This is a genomic window from Tsuneonella aeria, from assembly GCF_009827495.1.
GTDB lineage: Bacteria > Pseudomonadota > Alphaproteobacteria > Sphingomonadales > Sphingomonadaceae > Tsuneonella > Tsuneonella aeria.
In genome coordinates, this window is record NZ_WTZA01000001.1 from 602,628 (window position 1) to 622,247 (window position 19,620).

Consider the following 19,620-nt stretch of genomic DNA (forward strand, 5'->3'; position numbering starts at 1 on the left):
CAACGGATTTTCCTTACGCCGCCTCAAGCAGGATTGCCACTTGGCCCGCGACCTTCCCGATCAGCGCCGCCCAGCGCGCCTGGCCGGCCGCGTCGGTGATGAGGTCCTGGCGCACCTCTATCGCGAGATAGGGGCGCCCGTGCGCCTCGGCATGGCGGTTCATCGTCGCGTTGAGCAGGCGGCCGGAATAAGGCTCGTTATCTCCGACCTTTAGGCCGTGTTCTTCGAACAGCTTGATAGCATGACGGGCCGCGCGGTCATCGCGGTTGTACAGCAGCGCGACCTCCCACGGCCGGGGCGCCGGCGCGCTCCGCAGCGCGGGGGTGAAGCTGTGCAGCGAGATGACCAGCGCAGGGTCCGCAGCGTCGAGCCAGGCGGCAAGTGCATCGTGATACGGCCGGTGGAACCGCGCCAGCCGCGCTTCCCGGTCGATCCCGATATTGCCGGGAATCGCGTGGCCATCGCTCGCTTCGGGAATGACGGCGGGATTGTCCTCCTCGCGGTGCAGGTCGCAGACGAGCCGGCTCACGCATGCGAGATGGGCCGGGATGCCGCTGTTCCGGGCGAGGTCTTCGGCCACCGCGTCCACCCCGATATCAACCGCGATATGTTCGTGCAGCAAGGCGGGATCGATGCCGAGATCGATATCCGGCGGCACCGCGTTCGAAGCGTGATCGGCGACAAGGACGATGCCGCCCTTGCGCGGTTCGGGGCCGATGTGACGCCACGACTGCGCGGTCACGGGCGCAAAGCCCCGCGCATCTGCCACCAGCCACCGTGTTCGGCAGCGATCCGCGCGCTTGCCGCGTCGCGCGCCCGGGCATCGGCGTAAAGCGCGAAGCATGTCGCGCCCGAACCGGACATGCGGGAGATCGTCGCGCCGCTCTCCCCAAGTGCGGCGAGCACTTCCGCGATCTGCGGGACCAGCGCGATCGCCGCGGGTTCCAGGTCGTTGCGCCCCGCCCGCATGATGGCCGAGGCCGGGCCGGCCGGCAGCGGACCGCGGTCCATCCCGTCCCAGCCCGCGAACACCGGCCCGGTCGCGAGCGGGATTCGCGGGTTGACGAGGAGGACGGGCGCGCCGTCCAGATCGTTGACGACGCCCGACAACGCGGTGCCGGTGCCATGGCCAAGGCACATCCTGCTTTCCACGCAGGCCGGAACGTCGGCGCCAAGCCCTGCCGCCCGCGCCCGCCAGTCGTCGGGCAGGCCGTGAGGCGCCCCGACGATCCGGAAAACCGCCCCCGCATCGGCCGACCCGCCGCCGAGGCCCGCGGCCACCGGCAGGTTCTTCTCCAGCGTCAGCGCGAGCCCCTGCGAGCGCGGCAGCTTCGCCAGCGCCTTCGCGATGATATTGCCAAATGGATCAGACAGTTGCGAGGCGAACTCGCCAATAATCCTCAGCTCGTCCCGCTCGGCGGTGCGCGCGCTCAGCGTGTCTCCGCAATCGACAAACGCGAACAGCGTCTCGATCTCGTGATACCCATCCCCCCGCCGCCGCCGCACGTGCAGCGCCAGGTTGATCTTGGCGTAGGCGGTTTCGCGCAAGGCCGATCACATGTTCGGATAGTTCGGCCCGCCGCCGCCTTCGGGCGCGACCCAGGTGATGTTCTGGTTGGGGTCCTTGATGTCACAGGTCTTGCAGTGGACGCAGTTCTGGGAATTGATCTGGAACCTGGGTTCCCCCGTCCCTTCGTCCACAAGCCATTCGTAAACGCCCGCGGGGCAGTAGAACTGCGACGGGCCGCCATAGACGCCGAGCTCGCTGCGTTTCTGCAGCTCCATGTCCTTGACGATCAGGTGGACCGGCTGGTTTTCCGCGTGGTTGGTGTAGCTGAAGGCGACGCTGGTCAGGCGGTCGAAGCTGATGACCCCGTCGGGTTTGGGATAGGCGATCCTTGGAAACAGGTCGGCACGGCCGGTCAGCGCGTAGTCCGGTTCGTGCTTGAACGCCGGGATGATCGGCAGCTTGAGATAGCGCAGCCACATGTCGAGCCCGGCGACCATGGTGCCCAGTTCGCCGCCGAACTTGGCGACCGCGGGCTGGGCGTTCTGCACCATCTTCAGCTCGTCCGCGATCCAGCTATCGCGAACGGCCGCGTCGTAATCCATCAACGCGGTCTTTTCCTCGCCCCGGCCGATCGCTGCCGCCACGCTTTCGGCGGCGAGCATGCCGCTTTTCATCGCGGTGTGGCTGCCCTTGATCCGCGGCACGTTGACGAAGCCCGCGGCGCATCCGATCAGCGCGCCGCCGGGAAATGCGAGGCGCGGCACGGATTGCCAGCCGCCTTCGTTGATCGCGCGCGCGCCATAGGCCACGCGCTTGCCGCCTTCGAGGTATTCGCGGATCGCGGGATGCTGCTTCCAGCGCTGGAATTCCTGGAACGGGCTGACCCACGGGTTCCTGTAATCGAGCGCGGTGACGAAGCCGAGCGCCACCTGGCCGTTCCCCTGGTGATAGAGGAAGCCCCCGCCCCAGCTCTCGCTCTCGCTGAGCGGCCAGCCTTGCGTGTGGATCACCCGGCCCGGCACGTGCCGGGCGGGGTCGATGTCCCAGATTTCCTTGATGCCCAGACCATAGACCTGCGGCTGGCAATCCGCCTCCAGGTCGTACTTCGCCTTCATTCGCTTGGTGAGGTGCCCGCGGGCTCCTTCGGCGAAGAGGGTATACTTGGCATGGATCTCCATGCCGGGCTGGAAATCGCCCTTGTGCGAACCATCGGCGGCAACGCCCATGTCCTGCGTGATGACGCCCGCGACGGCGCCATCCTCGCCGATGATCACCTCGGCGGCGGGGAAGCCGGGGAAGACCATCACGCCCAGCGCTTCGGCCTGTTCCGCGAGCCAGCGGGTCATGTTGCCGAGCGATCCGGTATAACACCCGTCGTTCGACATGAACGGCGGCATGATCATGTGCGGCAGGTTCGTCTTGCCCTTTGCACTCAGCACCCAGTGCCAGTTGTCCGTCACCGGCACTTCGGCCATCGGGCAGCTGTCGCGCCAGTCGGGCAGCAGTTCGTCCAGCGCGCGCGGATCGACCACGGCGCCCGACAGGATGTGCGCGCCGATCTCGCTGCCTTTCTCGAGCACGAGGACCTCAAGCTCGGCATTGATCTGCTTCAGGCGGATCGCCGCCGCGAGCCCCGCCGGCCCGCCGCCGACGATCAGCACGTCGCACGGCATCGATTCACGTTCGATCATCGGCTTTCCATTATCCCACGCTGGTTTGCGAGTTTGCTTGATTGCAGCCGCGTGGCAGGTCAAGACCCGACCGGCTACACTTATGCCCCAGCCCGCCCAATCCCCGCTTGCAAGCGACATCGCCGCCGCGCTCGATTGGTGGCGCACGGCGGGCGTGGACGCCGCTTACCGCGACACCGCCGAACCCTGGCTCGCGGAAAAGGAGGAGCCTGCGCCCGCCGGTCCCGCGCCGCGTTCGGCGGCAGCGGCCCCGCCGCCGCCCGCACCTGCCCGCGTGGGCGGCGACCGCGCGCAGTGGCCGCAGACGCTGGACACCTTCGCCGACTGGTGGCTCAATGAAGGATCGCTGGACGAAGGCGGACTTTCGCCGCGCGTGGCGCCGCGCGGGCCGCTGGGTGCCGAGTTGATGATCGTGGTCCCCATGCCCGAGGATGCGGATCGCGAAACGCTCCTCTCCGGGCCCCAGGGACGGCTGCTGGGCGCGTTCGCCGTGGCGGCGGGCCTGTCCGCCGACCAGGTCTATTACGCCGCCGCCCTGCCCCGGCATGAAACGCTGCCCGACTGGGCCGGCCTGCGCGCGGGGGGCATGGGCGATGTCCTGGGCCACCACGTGGCCCTCGCCAGGCCGAAGCGCGTCCTGGTCCTGGGCCAGAACATCCTGCCGCTGATCGGGCACGATCCGGCGCAAGGCGCTCAAAACCTGCGCACGTTCAATCATGAAGGCGGCGCGGTCCCTGCCCTTTTCGAAGCGGGGCCGGAGCGACTGCTAGGGAACGGAAAGCTGCGCGCGCGGCTGTGGCGCCGCTGGCTGGAATGGACGGACGGACAGAAATGGGACGACGGGTGAAACGTGCCGCGGGGGTCTTGGCAGCGCTTGCCTGCGCGGCGACGACGCCTGCTCTCGCCAACAGCTCCGCCGCCGAATACTTCCGCGCGCGGGCCAATGCCACCACCGTCCCCGAACTCCTGAGCAAGTCGGAACGCGACTGGTACAGATCGCTGTTCGCCGCGCTGGAGGCGAAGAACTGGGCGCAGGCCGACATGATGCTGGCCGAAAGGCCCGACGGGCCGCTGCACCAGGTGGCCCGGGCGCAGTACTATCTCGACGCCGCGAGCCCCAGGATCGAACTCCCCGCCATCGAACAGTGGCTGGCGCAAGGCACGCACCTCCCCCAGTCGGCGCAGATCGCGGCACTGGGGGTGAAGCGCGGGTTGACGATCATGCCCGGCCTGCCGGTGCCGCAGCAGATGGTCGCGCAGCCATCGGCCAGCCGCCGGGTCCTGCCGCGCAGCGTCGAAGATGGCACGATGCCCGCCGACGTGAAGGCGGCGATCCTTGATCGGATCAAGTCCGACGACCCGACCGGCGCGCGCATGCTGCTCGACGGTGTGGACGCCGCCCTGTCGAGCGCGGCACGGGCCGAATGGCGCCAGCGCGTGGCGTGGAGCTATTACATCGAGAACCAGGATGCCGCGGCACTGGCGGTCGCCCAGACCGTGGGCAGCGGCGGCAGCGGGGCATGGGTCGGCGAAGGCGACTGGACGGCGGGCCTCGCGGCATGGCGACTCGGCGATTGCGCCGGCGCGGCCGAGGCATTCCAGCGCGCCGCCGGTTCGGCGCATAATATCGAACTGACCGCGGCGAGTTACTATTGGGCCAGCCGCGCGCTGGTCCGCTGCCGCCAGCCTGAAAAGGCGGCCGAGCAGCTGCGCGGTGCGGCGCGGCTCGACGAAACGCTCTACGGTATGCTGGCGCGCGAGGCTCTCGGACAGGCCCTTCCGGGCGAACGGCGGTCCGCCGACTTCGATCTTGCCGACTGGCAGCGCCTGCGCGACGCACCGAACGTACGCACCGCCGTGGCCCTTGCCGAAGTGGGGCAGGACACGCTGGCGGACGAGGTGCTGCGGCACGAGGCGCGCATCGGCACGCCTTCCGAATACGACGCCCTCAGCCGCCTGGCGCGCGAACTGGGCCTGCCTTCCACCCAGTTGTGGATGGCGGCCAACGCGCCGCGCGGGGCAAAGGCGCAGACGGCCCTGCGCTACCCCGCGCCGCGCTGGCAGCCAACCACCGGCTGGCAGGTCGATCCCGCGCTGGCCTTTGCCCACACGTTGCAGGAATCCCGCTTCCAGGCCGGCGCGGTCAGCCCCGCCGGCGCGCGCGGTCTGATGCAGATCATGCCCTCCGCGGCGAAGGACCACGCGGGCCGGATCGGTGTCGCCGGTACAGCCGCCGACCTCAACCGGCCGGACGTGAACCTCGCGTTCGGCCAGCGTCATCTGGCGATGCTGCGCGATTCGGGCGCGACGCGGGGCCTGCTGCCCAAGATCATGGCGGCATACAACGCCGGCCTCACGCCGGTCACGCGGTGGAACAGCGAAGTGCGGGACCAGGGCGATCCGCTGCTCTACATGGAGAGCATCCCCTATTGGGAGACGCGCGGATACGTCGGCATCGTCATGCGCAATTACTGGATGTACGAGCGGCAGGCGGGCGGTGTTTCCGACAGCCGGATCGCGCTGGCGCAGGGCATGTGGCCGACGTTCCCGGAGCTTGCCGGCGGCGGCGCGGTGAGGCTCACCCGCGCCGACTGACTTTGCGGGCGGCGGGTCGCGCCGTCTTCCCCGCGCCCTTTGTTCCGTGTATGTTCCGCCAATGGAACGCCGACTCGCCCCCCGGATCGACGGCCGCGGTGCGCAATCGGCCGAGGCGCCGCAGCGATTCGGCCTGGCCGAGCGTGCGGTGGACGGCGACTGGCGCGATCACGTCGAATCCCTCGATGGCCCTCCGGTCAAGCTGCGCACCACGGTGACGGAGGAACATCCGAAGACCATCCTCACCTTCAACACCTCGCCCGACATCGCGTTCGATCGCTCGATCAACGCCTATCGCGGGTGCGAGCATGGCTGCATCTATTGCTTCGCGCGGCCGACGCACGCCTATCACGACCTGTCGCCCGGCCTCGACTTCGAGACGCGCCTGTTTGCCAAGCCCGATGCTGCGCGCCTGCTGCGCGAAACGCTCGCCCGGCCGCGCTATCGCCCGAAGCCGATCGCGATGGGCACGAACACGGACCCGTACCAGCCCATCGAGCGGACGTACCGGATCACCCGGCAGGTGCTGGAGGTATGCCTCGACAGCCGGCACCCGGTGACGATCACCACCAAGTCCGACCGCGTGCTCGACGATCTCGATCTCATCACCCAGCTTGCCCGCCAGCGCCTGATCGCGGTCAGCGTGTCGGTGACGTCGCTCGATCCGCGCCTGTCGGGCCTGCTCGAACCACGGGCCGCAGCGCCTGCGAAGCGGCTGGCGGCGCTGGGCCGGCTGGTGGAAGCCGGCGTGCCTGCGCATTGTTCCGTATCGCCGATCATTCCCGCCATCACCGACAGCTTCATGGAGGACATCGTCAGCCGCGCGGCCGCGCTGGGCGTGAAATCGGCGGGGTGGATACCCTTGCGCCTGCCGCACGAGGTCGCGCCGCTGTTTCGCGAATGGCTCTCGGTCCACTTCCCCGAGCGCGGGGACAAGGTCATGAGCATCGTCCGTTCCATCCGGGCGAACAGGAACGGCGGGCGCGACAACGATCCGGCGTTCTTCACCCGGATGCGGCCCAGCGGGGTGTGGGCCGACCTGTTTCGCGCGCGGTTCGCGCTGGCGTGCCGCAGGGCGGGCATCGGCAAGCACCGATTCGAACTCGATTGCACCGGGTTCCGCACTCCCGCCCCTGCCGGCCAGTTGCGGCTGCTGTGAAGGCCGCCGTTTACCGCGCCCCGCGCACCCTTCTATAGCCAGCGCATGACCCATCCCCTGCCCGACCTTGCGCTCCAGGCCGACGAGGCCGCGCTCGACCGTTACGCCGCATCGCTGGCCGCACAGGGCCATGTGCGTATCGAGCCGGCATTCTCGGCGGAGGCGGCCGAGGCATTGCACAGGCATCTCGCCAGCGAACTGGAATGGTGGCGGGTCGTCAACCAGGGCGACAAGACATGGGACCTCGGACCCGAATCCATCGCCGCGCTGGACGGGGAGCAAGGCGCCGCGTTCATGCGATCGGTCCACGACGCGGCGCGCGACGGCTTCCAGTTCCTGTTCGATTCCGTGCGGGTGTCGGAAAATGCCCGGGAGCGCGCCGATCGCGGCCTCCTGCTCGACCGGCTGCTCGACATGCTCAATAGCCCCGCGACGCTCGCCAAGCTCCGGCGGCTGGTGGGGGACGACCGCGTGACCCTCGTCGACGGGCAGGCGACACGATACCTGCCCGGCCACTTCCTGACCGGGCATGATGACGGCGTGGAAGGCAAGAACCGCATCGCCGCCTACGTGATCAACCTCACTCCCAGTTGGCGAACCGAATGGGGCGGGCTGTTGCAGTTCCACGATGCGCGCGGGGATGTGACGGGCGCGCTGGCCCCGGCCTTCAACGCGATGCACGTGTTCACCGTGCCGCAGCTCCATTCGGTCAGCTACGTCGCCCCTTTCGCGGGTGCCCCGCGCTATTCGATCACGGGCTGGCTCCGCGCCGCCTAGCCCTTGGCGCGATCAGCGCCTATATGCGCCGCCGCCATGGCCGATACCGCACTGATGCCCATTCCCGGACCCGTCGATCCGGTCCCCGTCGCGCGCGACACCACGCCGCGCGCCGATGGCCGCATCGATCTGCTCGGCCTGCCGCGTGACCGGATCATCGCGCTGTTCGCGGAAGCCGGGCTCGATGCGCGGGCGGCGAAGCTGCGCGCCAAGCAGGTGTTCCACTGGATCTACCACCGCGGCGTCACCGATTTCGAGGCGATGACCGACATCGCGAAGACGATGCGCCCGTGGCTGGCGGAACGCTTCGTGGTTGGCCGGCCGCACGTTGTCGAGGCGCAGCATTCGACCGACGGCACCCGCAAGTGGCTGCTGCGCACCGCCGACGGCCACGACTTCGAAATGGTGTTCATCCCCGACGCCGATCGGGGGACGCTGTGCGTGTCCAGCCAGGTCGGCTGCACGCTCAACTGCACGTTCTGCCACACCGGCACGATGAAGCTGGTGCGCAACCTCACCCCGGGCGAGATCGTCGGTCAGGTCATGCTGGCGCGCGATGCGCTGGGTGAATGGCCGAAGGGTTCGATGGCGGGCCTCGAGGATGCGGAGGATGCCGGCCACTATTCGTCCGACGGGCGCCTGCTGACCAACATCGTCATGATGGGCATGGGCGAACCGCTGTACAATTTCGACAACGTGAAGGGCGCGCTGCGCATCGTGATGGACGGTGATGGCCTGGCCCTGTCGAAGCGCCGGATCACCCTGTCCACCAGCGGCGTTGTCCCCATGATGGCCCGCTGCGGGGAGGAGATCGGCGTGAACTTGGCCGTCAGCCTGCACGCCGTGACGAAGGACGTGCGCGACGAGATCGTGCCCCTCAACCGGAAATACGGCATCGAGGAACTGCTTTCCGCCTGCGCCGCATACCCTGGGGCGAGCAACGCGCGCCGCATCACGTTCGAATACGTCATGCTGAAGGACAAGAACGACAGCGACGAGGATGCGCGCGAACTGGTCCGCCTGCTGAAAAGCTACGACCTCCCCGCCAAGGTGAACCTGATCCCGTTCAACCCCTGGCCCGGCGCGCCCTACGCCTGTTCCACGCCGGAGCGGGTGCGGCGATTTTCGGAAATCGTCTTCGAAGCCGGCATCAGCGCGCCCGTCCGCACGCCCCGCGGGCGCGACATCGACGCCGCGTGCGGCCAGCTCAAGACAGCGGCCGAACGCAAGAGCCGCGCCCAGATCGACCGCGAGGCGGCTGCGACCCATTGATGGCAGCGCGTCCCTGAGCGCCGGCCAACAGCCTCGTTCAGGTCAGGTTGCGATGGGCCCGGCCATCATCATTTCCGACACTCGCGACGTTCGCGGGGGAAAGGACCCGATCATGAAGAAGAGCCTTCTCGCCATCGCCGCCGCCGGCCTCACGCTGCCCATGGCGACGCCCGCCCTTGCCGATCCGCCCCACTGGGCGCCCGCGCACGGCAAGCGCGCGAAGCAGGCCTATCAGCCGCGCTACTATACGTCGGACAACGGCATCCGGTACTGGCGCGGCGAAGACAATCGCTACTACTGCAAGCGCTCGAACGGCACGGTCGGCCTGCTGGTCGGTGGTGCGGCAGGTGCCCTTGCCGGCCGCGCCATCGATACGCGGGGCGAACGTGCCACCGGAACGATCCTGGGCGCGGCCGCCGGCGCGCTGCTTGGCCGGGAAGTGCAGAAGTCCATGTCCTGCCGCTGATCCGGCCATTGGTGACAACGTGGGCGCGCATTCCAATGGGATGCGCGCCCTTTTTGTATGCACGGTTCACCGCTCGATTGACGCGGCCTGTCGCGAATTCGCCGGCCACGGCATCCGTTCATCTGCCGTTGTGGACCCGTTGGGCAGCTCGCGCGCTGACACCGAAGAACCCAATGAGGGAAAGGAAGACCCCGTGAAGAAGATCATGCTCGCCCTGGCCGCAACCAGCCTGCTCGCGCCGGCCGCCCCGGCCTTCGCCAAGGAACGCCGTTATTATACAAGCGACAACGGCGTCCGTTACTGGAAGGGCGACGACGGACGGTATTATTGCAAGCGTTCCAACGGCACGACCGGCCTGATCGTCGGCGCCGCTGCCGGCGCGTTGCTCGGCCGCGCGGTCGATACGCGTGGCGAGCGCGCCACAGGCACGATCCTCGGCGCCGCAGCGGGGGCCCTGGTCGGCCGCCAGGTCCAGCGCGGCACGGTGAAGTGCCGCTAAAGGCAGCCGACACCCACAAGCTGACGCGAACGACGCGCTGTCCCGGCAGGGGCGGCGCGTCTTTCTTTGTCTTTCCCCTGCCCCCTGCTCTGTGCTTCAAGGCCCGGGTGACAGGCTTTCCCATCTTGCAGCGCCCATGACGCGGACAGACGGACGGCCGGCTGTCCTGGTTACGGGAGGCGCCCGGCGCATAGGCGCTGCCATATCCCGTTGCTTCGCCGCCGCGGGCTGGCACGTCATCGTCCATTACGGCCATTCGGCCGCGCAGGCGGAAGAGATTGCGGACGAGCTCGACGGCAGCGCCATCCACTGCGATCTCGTCGACGCCGAAGCGGCCGAGGCGATGGTGGCGCATCTCGGCGCCAAGTTCCCCGATTGGCGCGTCATCGTGAACTCTGCGTCGGTCTTCGAACGCGACGATGCCGTCCGAATGGACAGCGACATCTATCGCAAGGCCATGCGCGTCAACGCGGAGGCGCCGGCGCGGATGGCCCAGGCGTTTCTCCGCCTGGATCCTGACGGTCCGCCTCGCCGCGTGATCCAGGTCACCGACCAAAAGCTTGCGAACCCCAACCCCGATTTCTTCAGCTATACCATGAGCAAGCACGCGCTCGCCGCGACGATCCCGATGCTGGCGATGGACGCGGCCCGGTCGCAGGACAAGGTGTACGGCGTCGCGCCCGGCGCGATCCTGGCCAGTCACGACCAGCTCGAAACCGAAGCCGACGTCAGCCACCGGCTCAACCTGCTGAAGCGGAGAACGGGCGCGGACGAGATTGCCGAGGCGTGCCGCTGGCTGGCCGAAGGTTGGCTCGAATCCGGGCAGACACTGTTCGTCGACAGCGGGCAGCACCTGCTGAGTCAGCCGCGCGACGTGATCTTCCTCGCCCGTTCCGGCGGGTCGTGATTCGGCGCCGGCTCCACCGGCAGCGAGGGCGGCCGCCTCGCCTGGCGGCACCGGTCAGGGCAAGCGCGGACCGGTAAGCTCGCGCGGGCTACCAGCGTAACGCGCGCCTATAGCGGAGGCCCGGTTGCCCCGTCGCCTTCGCGCTGATAGCGGCCCGCCCAATCGCCATTGCGGAGCCTGTCATGTCCGACATCAAGAAAGTCGTCCTCGCCTATTCCGGCGGGCTCGACACCAGCGTGATCCTGAAGTGGCTTCAGGTGACTTACGGATGCGAAGTCGTCACCTTCACCGCCGACCTCGGCCAGGGCGAAGAACTGGAACCCGCGCGCGCCAAGGCGAAGCTGATGGGCGTGCCCGACGCACACATCTATATCGACGACCTGCGCGAGGAATTCGTGCGCGACTTCGTGTTCCCGATGATGCGCGCGAACGCCCGTTACGAAGGCGATTACCTGCTGGGCACCTCGATCGCCCGCCCGCTGATCTCCAAGCGCCTGATCGAAATCGCGCGCGAAACCGGCGCCGACGCGATCGCCCACGGCGCGACCGGCAAGGGCAACGATCAGGTTCGTTTCGAACTGAGCGCCTACGCGCTTGACCCCGATATCAAGGTGATCGCCCCGTGGCGCGAGTGGGACCTCACCAGCCGCACCGCCCTCATCGCGTGGGCCGAACAGCACCAGATTCCCGTGCCGCGGGACAAGCGCGGGGAAAGCCCGTTCTCCACCGACGCGAACCTGCTTCATACGTCCAGCGAAGGGAAAGTGCTGGAAGACCCGTGGGAAGAAGTGCCGGACTACGTCTACAGCCGCACGGTCAATCCCGAGGATGCGCCCGACACCCCCCAATACATCGAGATCGCGTTCGAGCGCGGCGACGGCGTGGCCCTCAATGGCGAGACGATGAGCCCGGCCAGCCTGCTTGCGGCGCTCAACGACCTCGGCCGCAAGCACGGGATCGGCCGGCTCGACCTGGTGGAAAACCGCTTTGTCGGGATGAAGAGCCGCGGGATGTACGAGACGCCGGGCGGCGAAATCTACGCCCGGGGGCATCGCGGGATCGAACAGATCACCCTCGACCGCGGGGCCGCGCATCTCAAGGACGAGCTGATGCCCAGGTACGCGGAGCTCATCTACAACGGCTTCTGGTTCGCCCCGGAGCGCGAGATGCTGCAGGCCGCGATCGATCACAGCCAGGCGAAAGTCAGCGGCACCGTCCGCCTGAAGCTCTACAAGGGGCTCGCGCAAGTCGTGGGGCGGAAGAGCGCGAACAGCCTCTATTCCGAACGCCACGTCACGTTCGAGGACGACGCCGGCGCCTACGACCAGACCGATGCGCAGGGCTTCATCAAGCTGAACGCACTGCGCCTGCGTCTGCTGGCGCAACGTGACGCGGCGGGCCGTTGACTTGTCCACGCGTGTCCACAGCGATTTCGGGGGACAGTGGATAACCGCCCTCTTGCGCGCTTGCACGACTCGGGCTCGCGGCGCAGTCTTGGGACATCGAAGCGGTGCGAAAAGCCACCAACTTGACGGCCCAACCGCCTGAAAGAGAACGGCATTTTATACCACGGAGAGATGGCGGCAACTGTCCGCGCGATCGTCGAGATCGAGATGCCAGCGACCTCGGTTCAAGGCAAATCGGTCGCTTGAGAAGTTCGCGACGCTGCGCAGCCATCGACCGGGCTTTTCCCGGTCATTCGTTAGAATGGCACGATACCGGGTTTCGACCTGGAAGACCGCGCCTGAAGACGAAGGACCAGAACGGCAAGTCCGGTTTCGGGACCGCCAGGCGAAGCGGAAGGATCCTCGGATCCCGCCCCACCGACTGGCGCAACCGGATGCCGGTGCGAGCGCCGGTGAAAGCGCCGGGAGACTGCGGTCGAACGGCATAGGCACTGGCCGCCAAGCGCCTTTCCTTCGGGAAAGGACCACGCGCTGGTGAGAGTGGGGTCGACCTTCGGGTCGGCCCCATTTGCTTTTGCGGCAGGGCCGCGCGACTCGCCAGTTCGATGAGGCCCCCATTTCCCGGCGAGCGCGGGAGTCGCCCGCCGAATCATGGTTAATACTCCCGGACCATACGATGAACGGTGAAGAGTCCGGGGTGAGGCGAGCACCAGAGGGTGCACAGCCTCAAAACGCGTCCGTAAAAACGCCGCCATGCAGATTACGGACACCCGGCGCGGTTCGCGCACGATCCGCACCGCCGCGTTTGCCGCCGCGTTGATGTTGCCGGCATCGGCCAGCGCCCCGGCCTTCGCCGACAACGGCGCGCCCCCCGGCGGTCAGGGTGACGACGCGTTCGCCGCGTCGTTCTCCCCAATCAACACCGCAGCCACCGCATTTGTTCCGGCCCCCGGAATGGTCGACGTCACCGCGATCGAGGCACCTGTCGAAGAGGCGGAGCCGGAGGCGGAAGTCTTGGGCAGCGGCGTGGCGAGCTATTACGCCGACAAGTTCAACGGCCGCCGCACCGCCAGCGGCGAGGCGTTCAGCAACTCCGCCCTCACCGCCGCGCATCGCACCCTGCCTTTCGGGACGAAGCTGCGCGTGACGAACCCCGCCAACGGCAAGTCGGTGGTGGTGCGCATCAACGATCGCGGGCCCTTCCACGGCAATCGCGTGCTGGACCTGTCGAAGACCGCGGCAGTCACGCTCGGCCTGGTCCAGCGCGGCAGCGGCCGGGTGAACTTCGCGCTGCACGACTAAGCACACGTGCGCCGATAGAACCCGCCGCAGCAGGTTTATCGTTCCTCGCCGACTTCATCCGTCGACCACAGCGCCGGCCCCGGAACATCGAGGCCGCTCGTGCGCTGGTCCGTCAAGGGCTAGCTGGAAAGGTACGAGCGATGGGCGGCGAAGTATGGACACTGGTGGTGATCGGGGGCCCGATCCTGCTCATCGCGATCGTCATCTGGGCCTTCCTGCGCAACCGTTCCGCCGGCCGCGGCACCGCCGCCCGGGCAGAGCGCGGCGCGGTGGAGCTGCGCGAGGACATCGAACGCGGCACCCCGCCGCCGCGGTAACCAGGCGAACGAGCGCGCGCCCCCGTGGCGAGCCTACTCGCCCCGGCGCCAGAACGCGCGGAATTCGCCCAGCCCGCCGCTCATCCATTCTGACACGAACAAGGCCGTGCCCAGGAACGCGGCGAAAATCACGAGCGGGATGATAATGTCTGACATCGCTGCTCCTCGTCGCGTGGCGGGAGCAATGCCGAAGCTTCTCTCAGTCACCGACAGGCCAATTCTGGTCCGGCAATGGCAAACATGTAACACGGTTGGCGGGAAACACCTAATCGCCGCAATTCAGCGGGAACGTGTCGTCATGTTGCGAATTGTTTACGCCCGTCTCGCGTGTTGAGCGCGAAATCCTCGCCGCAGCGCCACCGATTCATCCACGAGGACGTCTTACTCCGCCGCCTCGAAGCGACGCTCCAACAGCGGCCGCAGATACTGCCCCGTAAAACTCCGCGGCTCCCGCGCCACGTCCTCCGGCGTGCCTTCCGCCACGATCTCCCCGCCCCGCACGCCGCCATCCGGGCCCAGGTCGACGATCCAGTCGGCGGTCTTGATGACATCGAGGTTGTGCTCGATCACCACCACACTGTTGCCCTGGTCGACGAGGCGCTGGAGCACTTCCAGCAGTTTGCGCACGTCCTCGAAATGCAGGCCAGTGGTCGGCTCGTCGAGGATATAGAGCGTCTGCCCAGTGGAGCGCCGGCTGAGTTCCTTGGCGAGCTTGACCCGCTGCGCCTCGCCGCCAGACAGCGTGGTCGCCTGCTGGCCGACCTTGACGTAGCCGAGGCCGACTTCGTTCAGCATGTGCATCTTGTCGCGGATCGGGGGAACGGCCTTGAAGAAGCCCTCCGCGTCCTCGATCGTCATGTCGAGCACGTCCGCGATGGAGAGGCCCTTGAACTTCACCTCCAGCGTTTCGCGGTTGTAGCGCTTGCCGTGGCATTCCTCGCACGTCACGTACACGTCGGGCAGGAAGTGCATCTCGATCTTGATCAGTCCGTCGCCCTGGCACGCCTCGCACCGGCCGCCCTTGACGTTGAAGCTGAAGCGCCCCGCCTTGTACCCGCGCGCCTGGCTCTCGGGCAGCCCGGCGAACCAGTCGCGGATCTGGGTGAAGGCGCCGGTGTAGGTGGCGGGATTGGAACGCGGGGTGCGGCCGATCGGCGATTGGTCGATCTCGATCACCTTGTCGCAGAATTCGAGGCCCGTCACCTTGTCGTGCGCCCCGGCGATCACCCGCGCGCCGTTCAGCTGCCGCGCGGCGGCGGCGTAGAGCGTGTCGATGGTGAAGCTGGACTTGCCGCTGCCTGATACGCCGGTGATGCAGGTGAACGTGCCGAGCGGCAGGCTGGCGGTGACATTGCGCAGGTTGTTCGCCCGCGCGCCGTGGACGGTCAGCTGGTGGCCGTTGCCCTTGCGGCGCGTGGCGGGAATGGCGATCTCGCGCCGGCCGGTGAGGTAATCGGCAGTGAGCGAGTTCTTCGCCTTCAGCACCTGCTTCAGCGTGCCCTGCGCCACGATCTCGCCGCCGTGGACGCCTGCACCGGGGCCGAGGTCGACTACGTGGTCGGCGGCGCGGATGGCGTCCTCGTCATGCTCCACCACGATCACCGTGTTGCCGAGGTCGCGCAGGCGCTTCAATGTTTCCAGCAGCCGGTCGTTGTCGCGCTGGTGGAGACCGATGCTCGGCTCGTCGAGCACGTAAAGCACGCCCGACAGCCCGCTGCCGATCTGGCTGGCGAGGCGGATGCGCTGGCTCTCGCCGCCGCTCAGCGTGCCGCTGGTTCGGTCGAGGTTGAGGTAGTCCAGCCCGACATTGTCGAGGAACCCCAGCCGCTCGTTGATCTCTTTCAGGATCGCCCGCGCGATCTGGTTCTGCGTTTCGCTGAGATGCGCCGGCAGGGCGAGGAACCAGTCCTTCGCCGCGGTGACGCTCATCTGCGTGGGGGTGGCGATGTCGGTGCCGCCATCGGCGCTCGGGATCTTCACGGCGAGCGCCTTGTCATTGAGGCGCTTGCCGTGGCAGGTCTCGCACGCCTGCGCGGTCTGGTACTTGCCGAGCTCCTCGCGCATCCACGCGCTTTCCGTCTGCAGCATGCGGCGGTTGAGGTTGCCGATCACCCCTTCGAACGCCTTGCGCACGGTATATTCCTTGCGCCCGTCCTTGAAGGTGAGCGGCACGGCCCTGCCCCTGGTGCCGTGGAGGATCACGCCCTGGTTCTCCTCCCCCAGCGCCTCCCACGGGGTGGTGAGATCGAAGCCGTATTCCTTCGCGAGGCTGGAGAGGACCTGCATGTAATAAGGGCTCGGCGGGTTGGACTTCGCCCACGGCACGACCGCCCCCTGCTTCAGGGACAGATGTTCATTCGGCACGACGAGCTGCGGGTCGAACAGCAGCTTCTCGCCCAAGCCGTCGCACGCCGGACACGCCCCCTGCGGGGCGTTGAACGAGAACAGGCGCGGTTCGACTTCCTCGATGGTAAAGCCGGAGACCGGGCAGGCGAACTTTTCGCTGAAGACGATGCGGTTGGGCGGCAGGCCGGCGCCTTTCATCCCCCCTCCGTCAGCGCTGCGCGCTGCCACCTCTCCCAGAGGGGGAGACTCTGAATCTCCCCCCTTGGGGGAGATGGCGCGAGCAGAGCGAGCGTCGGAGGGGGCAAGGTCGGCCACCGTCGTATCCGCCAGATCGACATACGCCAGCCCTTCGGCCAGCTTCAGCGCCTGCTCGAAACTGTCGGCGAGCCGCGTTTCGATCCCTTCCCGCACGGCCAGACGATCGACCACGACCTCGATGTCGTGCTTGAATTTCTTGTCGAGCGCCGGCGCCTCGCCGATCTCGTACATTTCGCCGTCGATGCGCACGCGGGTGAAGCCGGCCTTCTGCCATTCGGCCAGTTCCTTGCGATATTCGCCCTTGCGGCCCCGCACCACGGGCGCGAGCAGGTAGAGCCGCGTCCCTTCCGGCAGCGACATCACACGGTCGACCATGTTCGACACGGTCTGTGCCTCGATCGGCAGGCCGGTCGCGGGCGAATAGGGCACACCCACCCGCGCCCACAGCAGGCGCATGTAATCGTAGATCTCGGTAACGGTCGCCACCGTGGATCGCGGATTACGGCTTGTGGTCTTCTGCTCGATCGAGATGGCGGGGCTGAGCCCGTCGATATGCTCGACATCGGGCTTCTGCATCATCTCAAGGAACTGGCGGGCATAGGCGCTCAGGCTTTCGACGTAGCGGCGCTGCCCTTCGGCATAGATCGTGTCGAAGGCCAGGCTGGACTTGCCGCTGCCGGAAAGCCCCGTGATCACGATCAGCGCGTCGCGCGGCAGATCGATGTCGATGCCCTTGAGGTTGTGTTCGCGGGCGCCGCGCACACTGATTTTCGTGAGAGACATAGGTCGGGCGTGTTCCGGTTTCGTTCGCGCGTGTCAATAGGTGCGGTGGGACCCTCCACCCTGAACGCGCGATGTGGGGAGCGGGGTCCGCACATGCAACGCCGGGCCCGGATGCCAGCGCCTGCCGCCGGCCCCCCCCCCCCTTCTTTCGTCGACGCCTCCCCGCGGTTCATCGACCACTCCTCGCACGGTTGAGCGGCAATGGTTTCAGCGACAACCACTTGCGCGGGTGTCTCTCGACAGGCACGGCGCGCGCTTTCAGGGGACCGCCTATCATGACACGTTTGAGGACCAAGCTCGCCGCCGCCACCGCGCTGGCGCTTTCGCTCGCAGCCGCGCCGGCTTTCGCGCAGGACGCGGCGGCAGACGACAGCCAGCAGATCGTCGTCACCGGCAAGGCGATGATCGGCGATTTCGGGGTCGACCTCACCTCGCGCGACCTCTCGGTCAAGCCGGGCGACGACTTCGAGAAGTACGCTTCCGGATCGTGGATCGCGGCGACCGAGATTCCCGCCGACCGGCCAAGCGTCGGCTCGTTCTACAACCTGAGCGAGGAAATCCAGGCCAACGTCCAGAAGCTGATCCAGCAGGCGCCCGCGGGGACCAAGTACGGCGCGCTCTACAACGCGTTCATGGACGAAGCCGCGGTCGAGCGCGCAGGACTCAAGCCGTTAATGGCCGACCTCGCGGAAGTGCGTGCGATCTCCGACAAGAGCGAATTCGCCCGCTACATGGGCAGCACCACCTACCGCTTCGGCGGCAGCATGTTCGGCCCCGGCGTCTATGCCGATACCGACAACCCGGACATGAACGTCCTGTGGTTCGGCACCAGCGGGCTCGGGCTGCCGCAGAAGGATTACTACTTCAAGTCGGACTACGCGAAGCAGCGGGCGGCCTACCAGGATTATATCGAGCGCACGATGAAGACGCTCGGCAAGGCCGACCCCAAGGGCGCGGCGAGCCGGATCATGGCGTTCGAGACCTATCTCGCCTCACTGAGCTGGGATGCCGCGCAGCAGCGCGATATCGGCCTGATCAATAACCCCATGTCGACAGCCGAGCTTGAGGCGTACGCCCCCGGGGTCGACTGGGACGCGTTCTTCGCCGGCGCGCGAATCCCTGACCAGAAGCGCATGATCGTGAACGACAACACCGCGGTGAAGGCGTTCGCGGCGCTGTACGAAAAGACCGATCTCGAAACGCTGAAGCTGTGGCAGGAACTGAACGTCACCGCCCAGGCAACGCCGTACCTTCCCCAGGCCATGGTCGACAGCCGCTTTGCCTTCACCAGCACGCTCTCGGGCGTCAGCCAGCAGCGCCCGCGCTGGAAGCGCGCGGTGGACCTCGTCAACGGATCGCTCGGCGAAATGGTCGGCCAGGCCTATGTCGCCGAGTATTTCCCGCAGGTCGCCAAGCAGCGGATGGATGACCTCGTCAAGAACCTGAAGCTGGCGATGGGCGACCGCATCCGCGCCAACGATTGGATGAGCCCGCCGACCAAGGCCGCCGCGCTGGAAAAGCTCAACCGAATGGAAGTGATGGTCGGCCACCCCGACGAATGGCGCGACTATTCGGGCCTCTCTGTGAACCCGGGCAGCCTCTATTCGAGCGCAGCGGCCGCGACGCGTTTCAACGCGGAGTACGGGATGAGCGACCTCGGCCAGCCGGTGGACCGCAAGAAGTGGGCAATGGTCCCGCAGACGGTCAACGCCTACAACGGCGGACTGGAGAACAAGATGGTGTTCCCGGCCGGCATCCTCCAGCCGCCATTCTTTGATGCCTACGCCGATCCGGCGGTCAATTACGGCGCCATCGGCGTCGTCATCGGCCACGAGATCAGCCACGGTTTCGATGATCAGGGCCGCAAGATCGACGCTACCGGCGCCGTGCGCGACTGGTGGACGCCGGAGGATGCCGCGCGCTTCGAGGCCGAGGCCAAGAAGTTCGGCGCACAGTACGCCGCGTTCGAGGTAGTGCCGGGCAGCTTCATCAACCCGGACCTGACGATGGGCGAGAACATCGCCGACCTGGCCGGCGTGATGATCGCGCACGACGCCTACAAGAAGTCGCTCGAGGGCAAGGAGGCGCCGGTGATCGCCGGGCTGACAGGCGACCAGCGTTTCTTCCTGGCCTATGCCCAGGTGTGGAAGGCCAAGGCGCGCGAGGATGCCCTGCGCAGCCAGGTGACGACCGATCCGCACAGCCCGGCGCGCTATCGCACGATCGCCCCCTTGCGGAACGTGGACGCGTGGTACGAAGCGTTCGGGGTCACGCCGGACAACGCGATGTACATCGCGCCTGAGAACCGGGTGCGCATCTGGTAAACGTTTGT

Annotated in this window: 17 protein-coding genes; 12 read left to right on the forward strand and 5 right to left on the reverse strand. The window is 67.3% G+C overall.

Features of this window, described 5'->3' with window-relative positions; genetic code table 11:
* Positions 1–13: 13 nt before the first annotated feature.
* The 3 genes from GRI40_RS02895 to GRI40_RS02905 are packed head-to-tail and all read right to left on the reverse strand — an operon-like array spanning position 14 to position 3,201.
* Entirely contained in the window at positions 14–742 is a 729-nt protein-coding gene (locus tag GRI40_RS02895) for an N-formylglutamate amidohydrolase (protein ID WP_337190477.1), read from the reverse strand.
* A complete protein-coding gene (locus tag GRI40_RS02900) occupies positions 739–1,548 on the reverse strand; it encodes a 4-(cytidine 5'-diphospho)-2-C-methyl-D-erythritol kinase (protein WP_160609948.1) in 810 nt (269 codons plus the stop codon). Before GRI40_RS02900 ends, GRI40_RS02895 begins: the two co-directional genes overlap by 4 nt.
* 6 nt (positions 1,549–1,554) lie before the next feature.
* Positions 1,555–3,201 carry an electron transfer flavoprotein-ubiquinone oxidoreductase gene (locus GRI40_RS02905; protein WP_160609949.1) on the reverse strand — a complete coding sequence of 549 codons (1,647 nt, stop codon included), beginning with the start codon at positions 3,199–3,201 and terminating at the stop codon, positions 1,555–1,557.
* A gap of 82 nt (positions 3,202–3,283) precedes the next feature.
* On the opposite strand from GRI40_RS02905, the gene GRI40_RS02910 reads away from it, so the two are divergent.
* The 11 genes from GRI40_RS02910 (at position 3,284) to GRI40_RS13635 (ending at position 13,901) form a co-directional block, all read left to right on the forward strand.
* The gene (locus GRI40_RS02910; protein WP_160609950.1) at positions 3,284–4,048 is read left to right on the forward strand and encodes a uracil-DNA glycosylase family protein; all 765 of its coding nucleotides are present in this window, start codon (positions 3,284–3,286) and stop codon (positions 4,046–4,048) included.
* Entirely contained in the window at positions 4,033–5,796 is a 1,764-nt protein-coding gene (locus GRI40_RS02915; protein ID WP_202390226.1) for a lytic transglycosylase domain-containing protein, read from the forward strand. The genes GRI40_RS02910 and GRI40_RS02915 overlap by 16 nt, the downstream gene beginning before the upstream one ends.
* Positions 5,797–5,857: 61 nt before the next feature.
* A complete protein-coding gene (locus GRI40_RS02920; RefSeq protein WP_160609952.1) occupies positions 5,858–6,955 on the forward strand; it encodes a PA0069 family radical SAM protein in 1,098 nt (365 codons plus the stop codon).
* A 45-nt stretch (positions 6,956–7,000) separates the two neighbouring features.
* Positions 7,001–7,732, forward strand: coding sequence for a 2OG-Fe(II) oxygenase (locus tag GRI40_RS02925; protein ID WP_202390123.1), 732 nt, complete (start codon positions 7,001–7,003; stop codon positions 7,730–7,732).
* Positions 7,733–7,768: 36 nt separating this feature from the next.
* Positions 7,769–9,004: a dual-specificity RNA methyltransferase RlmN gene (rlmN, locus tag GRI40_RS02930; protein ID WP_160609953.1), complete on the forward strand. Its 1,236-nt coding sequence runs from the start codon at positions 7,769–7,771 to the stop codon at positions 9,002–9,004.
* A gap of 112 nt (positions 9,005–9,116) precedes the next feature.
* Positions 9,117–9,470: a glycine zipper 2TM domain-containing protein gene (locus tag GRI40_RS02935; RefSeq protein ID WP_160609954.1), complete on the forward strand. Its 354-nt coding sequence runs from the start codon at positions 9,117–9,119 to the stop codon at positions 9,468–9,470.
* A gap of 193 nt (positions 9,471–9,663) precedes the next feature.
* The gene (locus GRI40_RS02940; RefSeq protein ID WP_420006859.1) at positions 9,664–9,969 is read left to right on the forward strand and encodes a glycine zipper 2TM domain-containing protein; all 306 of its coding nucleotides are present in this window, start codon (positions 9,664–9,666) and stop codon (positions 9,967–9,969) included.
* 136 nt (positions 9,970–10,105) lie between these two features.
* Entirely contained in the window at positions 10,106–10,876 is a 771-nt protein-coding gene (locus GRI40_RS02945; protein WP_160609955.1) for an SDR family oxidoreductase, read from the forward strand.
* Positions 10,877–11,058: 182 nt separating this feature from the next.
* Complete coding sequence (locus GRI40_RS02950; protein WP_160609956.1) at positions 11,059–12,282, forward strand: argininosuccinate synthase; 1,224 nt, start codon at positions 11,059–11,061, stop codon at positions 12,280–12,282.
* A gap of 753 nt (positions 12,283–13,035) precedes the next feature.
* On the forward strand, positions 13,036–13,584 hold the full coding sequence (locus GRI40_RS02955; RefSeq protein WP_237488981.1) for a septal ring lytic transglycosylase RlpA family protein: 549 nt from the start codon (positions 13,036–13,038) through the stop codon (positions 13,582–13,584).
* Between the two features lie 140 nt (positions 13,585–13,724).
* On the forward strand, positions 13,725–13,901 hold the full coding sequence (locus tag GRI40_RS13635; protein ID WP_202390124.1) for a hypothetical protein: 177 nt from the start codon (positions 13,725–13,727) through the stop codon (positions 13,899–13,901).
* A gap of 33 nt (positions 13,902–13,934) precedes the next feature.
* On the opposite strand, the gene GRI40_RS13980 is transcribed toward GRI40_RS13635, so the two are convergent.
* On the reverse strand, positions 13,935–14,057 hold the full coding sequence (locus GRI40_RS13980; protein WP_272916542.1) for a hypothetical protein: 123 nt from the start codon (positions 14,055–14,057) through the stop codon (positions 13,935–13,937).
* Between the two features lie 225 nt (positions 14,058–14,282).
* Complete coding sequence (gene uvrA / locus GRI40_RS02960) at positions 14,283–17,288, reverse strand: excinuclease ABC subunit UvrA (RefSeq protein ID WP_160609957.1); 3,006 nt, start codon at positions 17,286–17,288, stop codon at positions 14,283–14,285.
* 275 nt (positions 17,289–17,563) lie between these two features.
* On the opposite strand from uvrA, the gene GRI40_RS02965 reads away from it, so the two are divergent.
* Positions 17,564–19,612: a M13 family metallopeptidase gene (locus GRI40_RS02965; RefSeq protein WP_160609958.1), complete on the forward strand. Its 2,049-nt coding sequence runs from the start codon at positions 17,564–17,566 to the stop codon at positions 19,610–19,612.
* Positions 19,613–19,620: the final 8 nt, after the last annotated feature.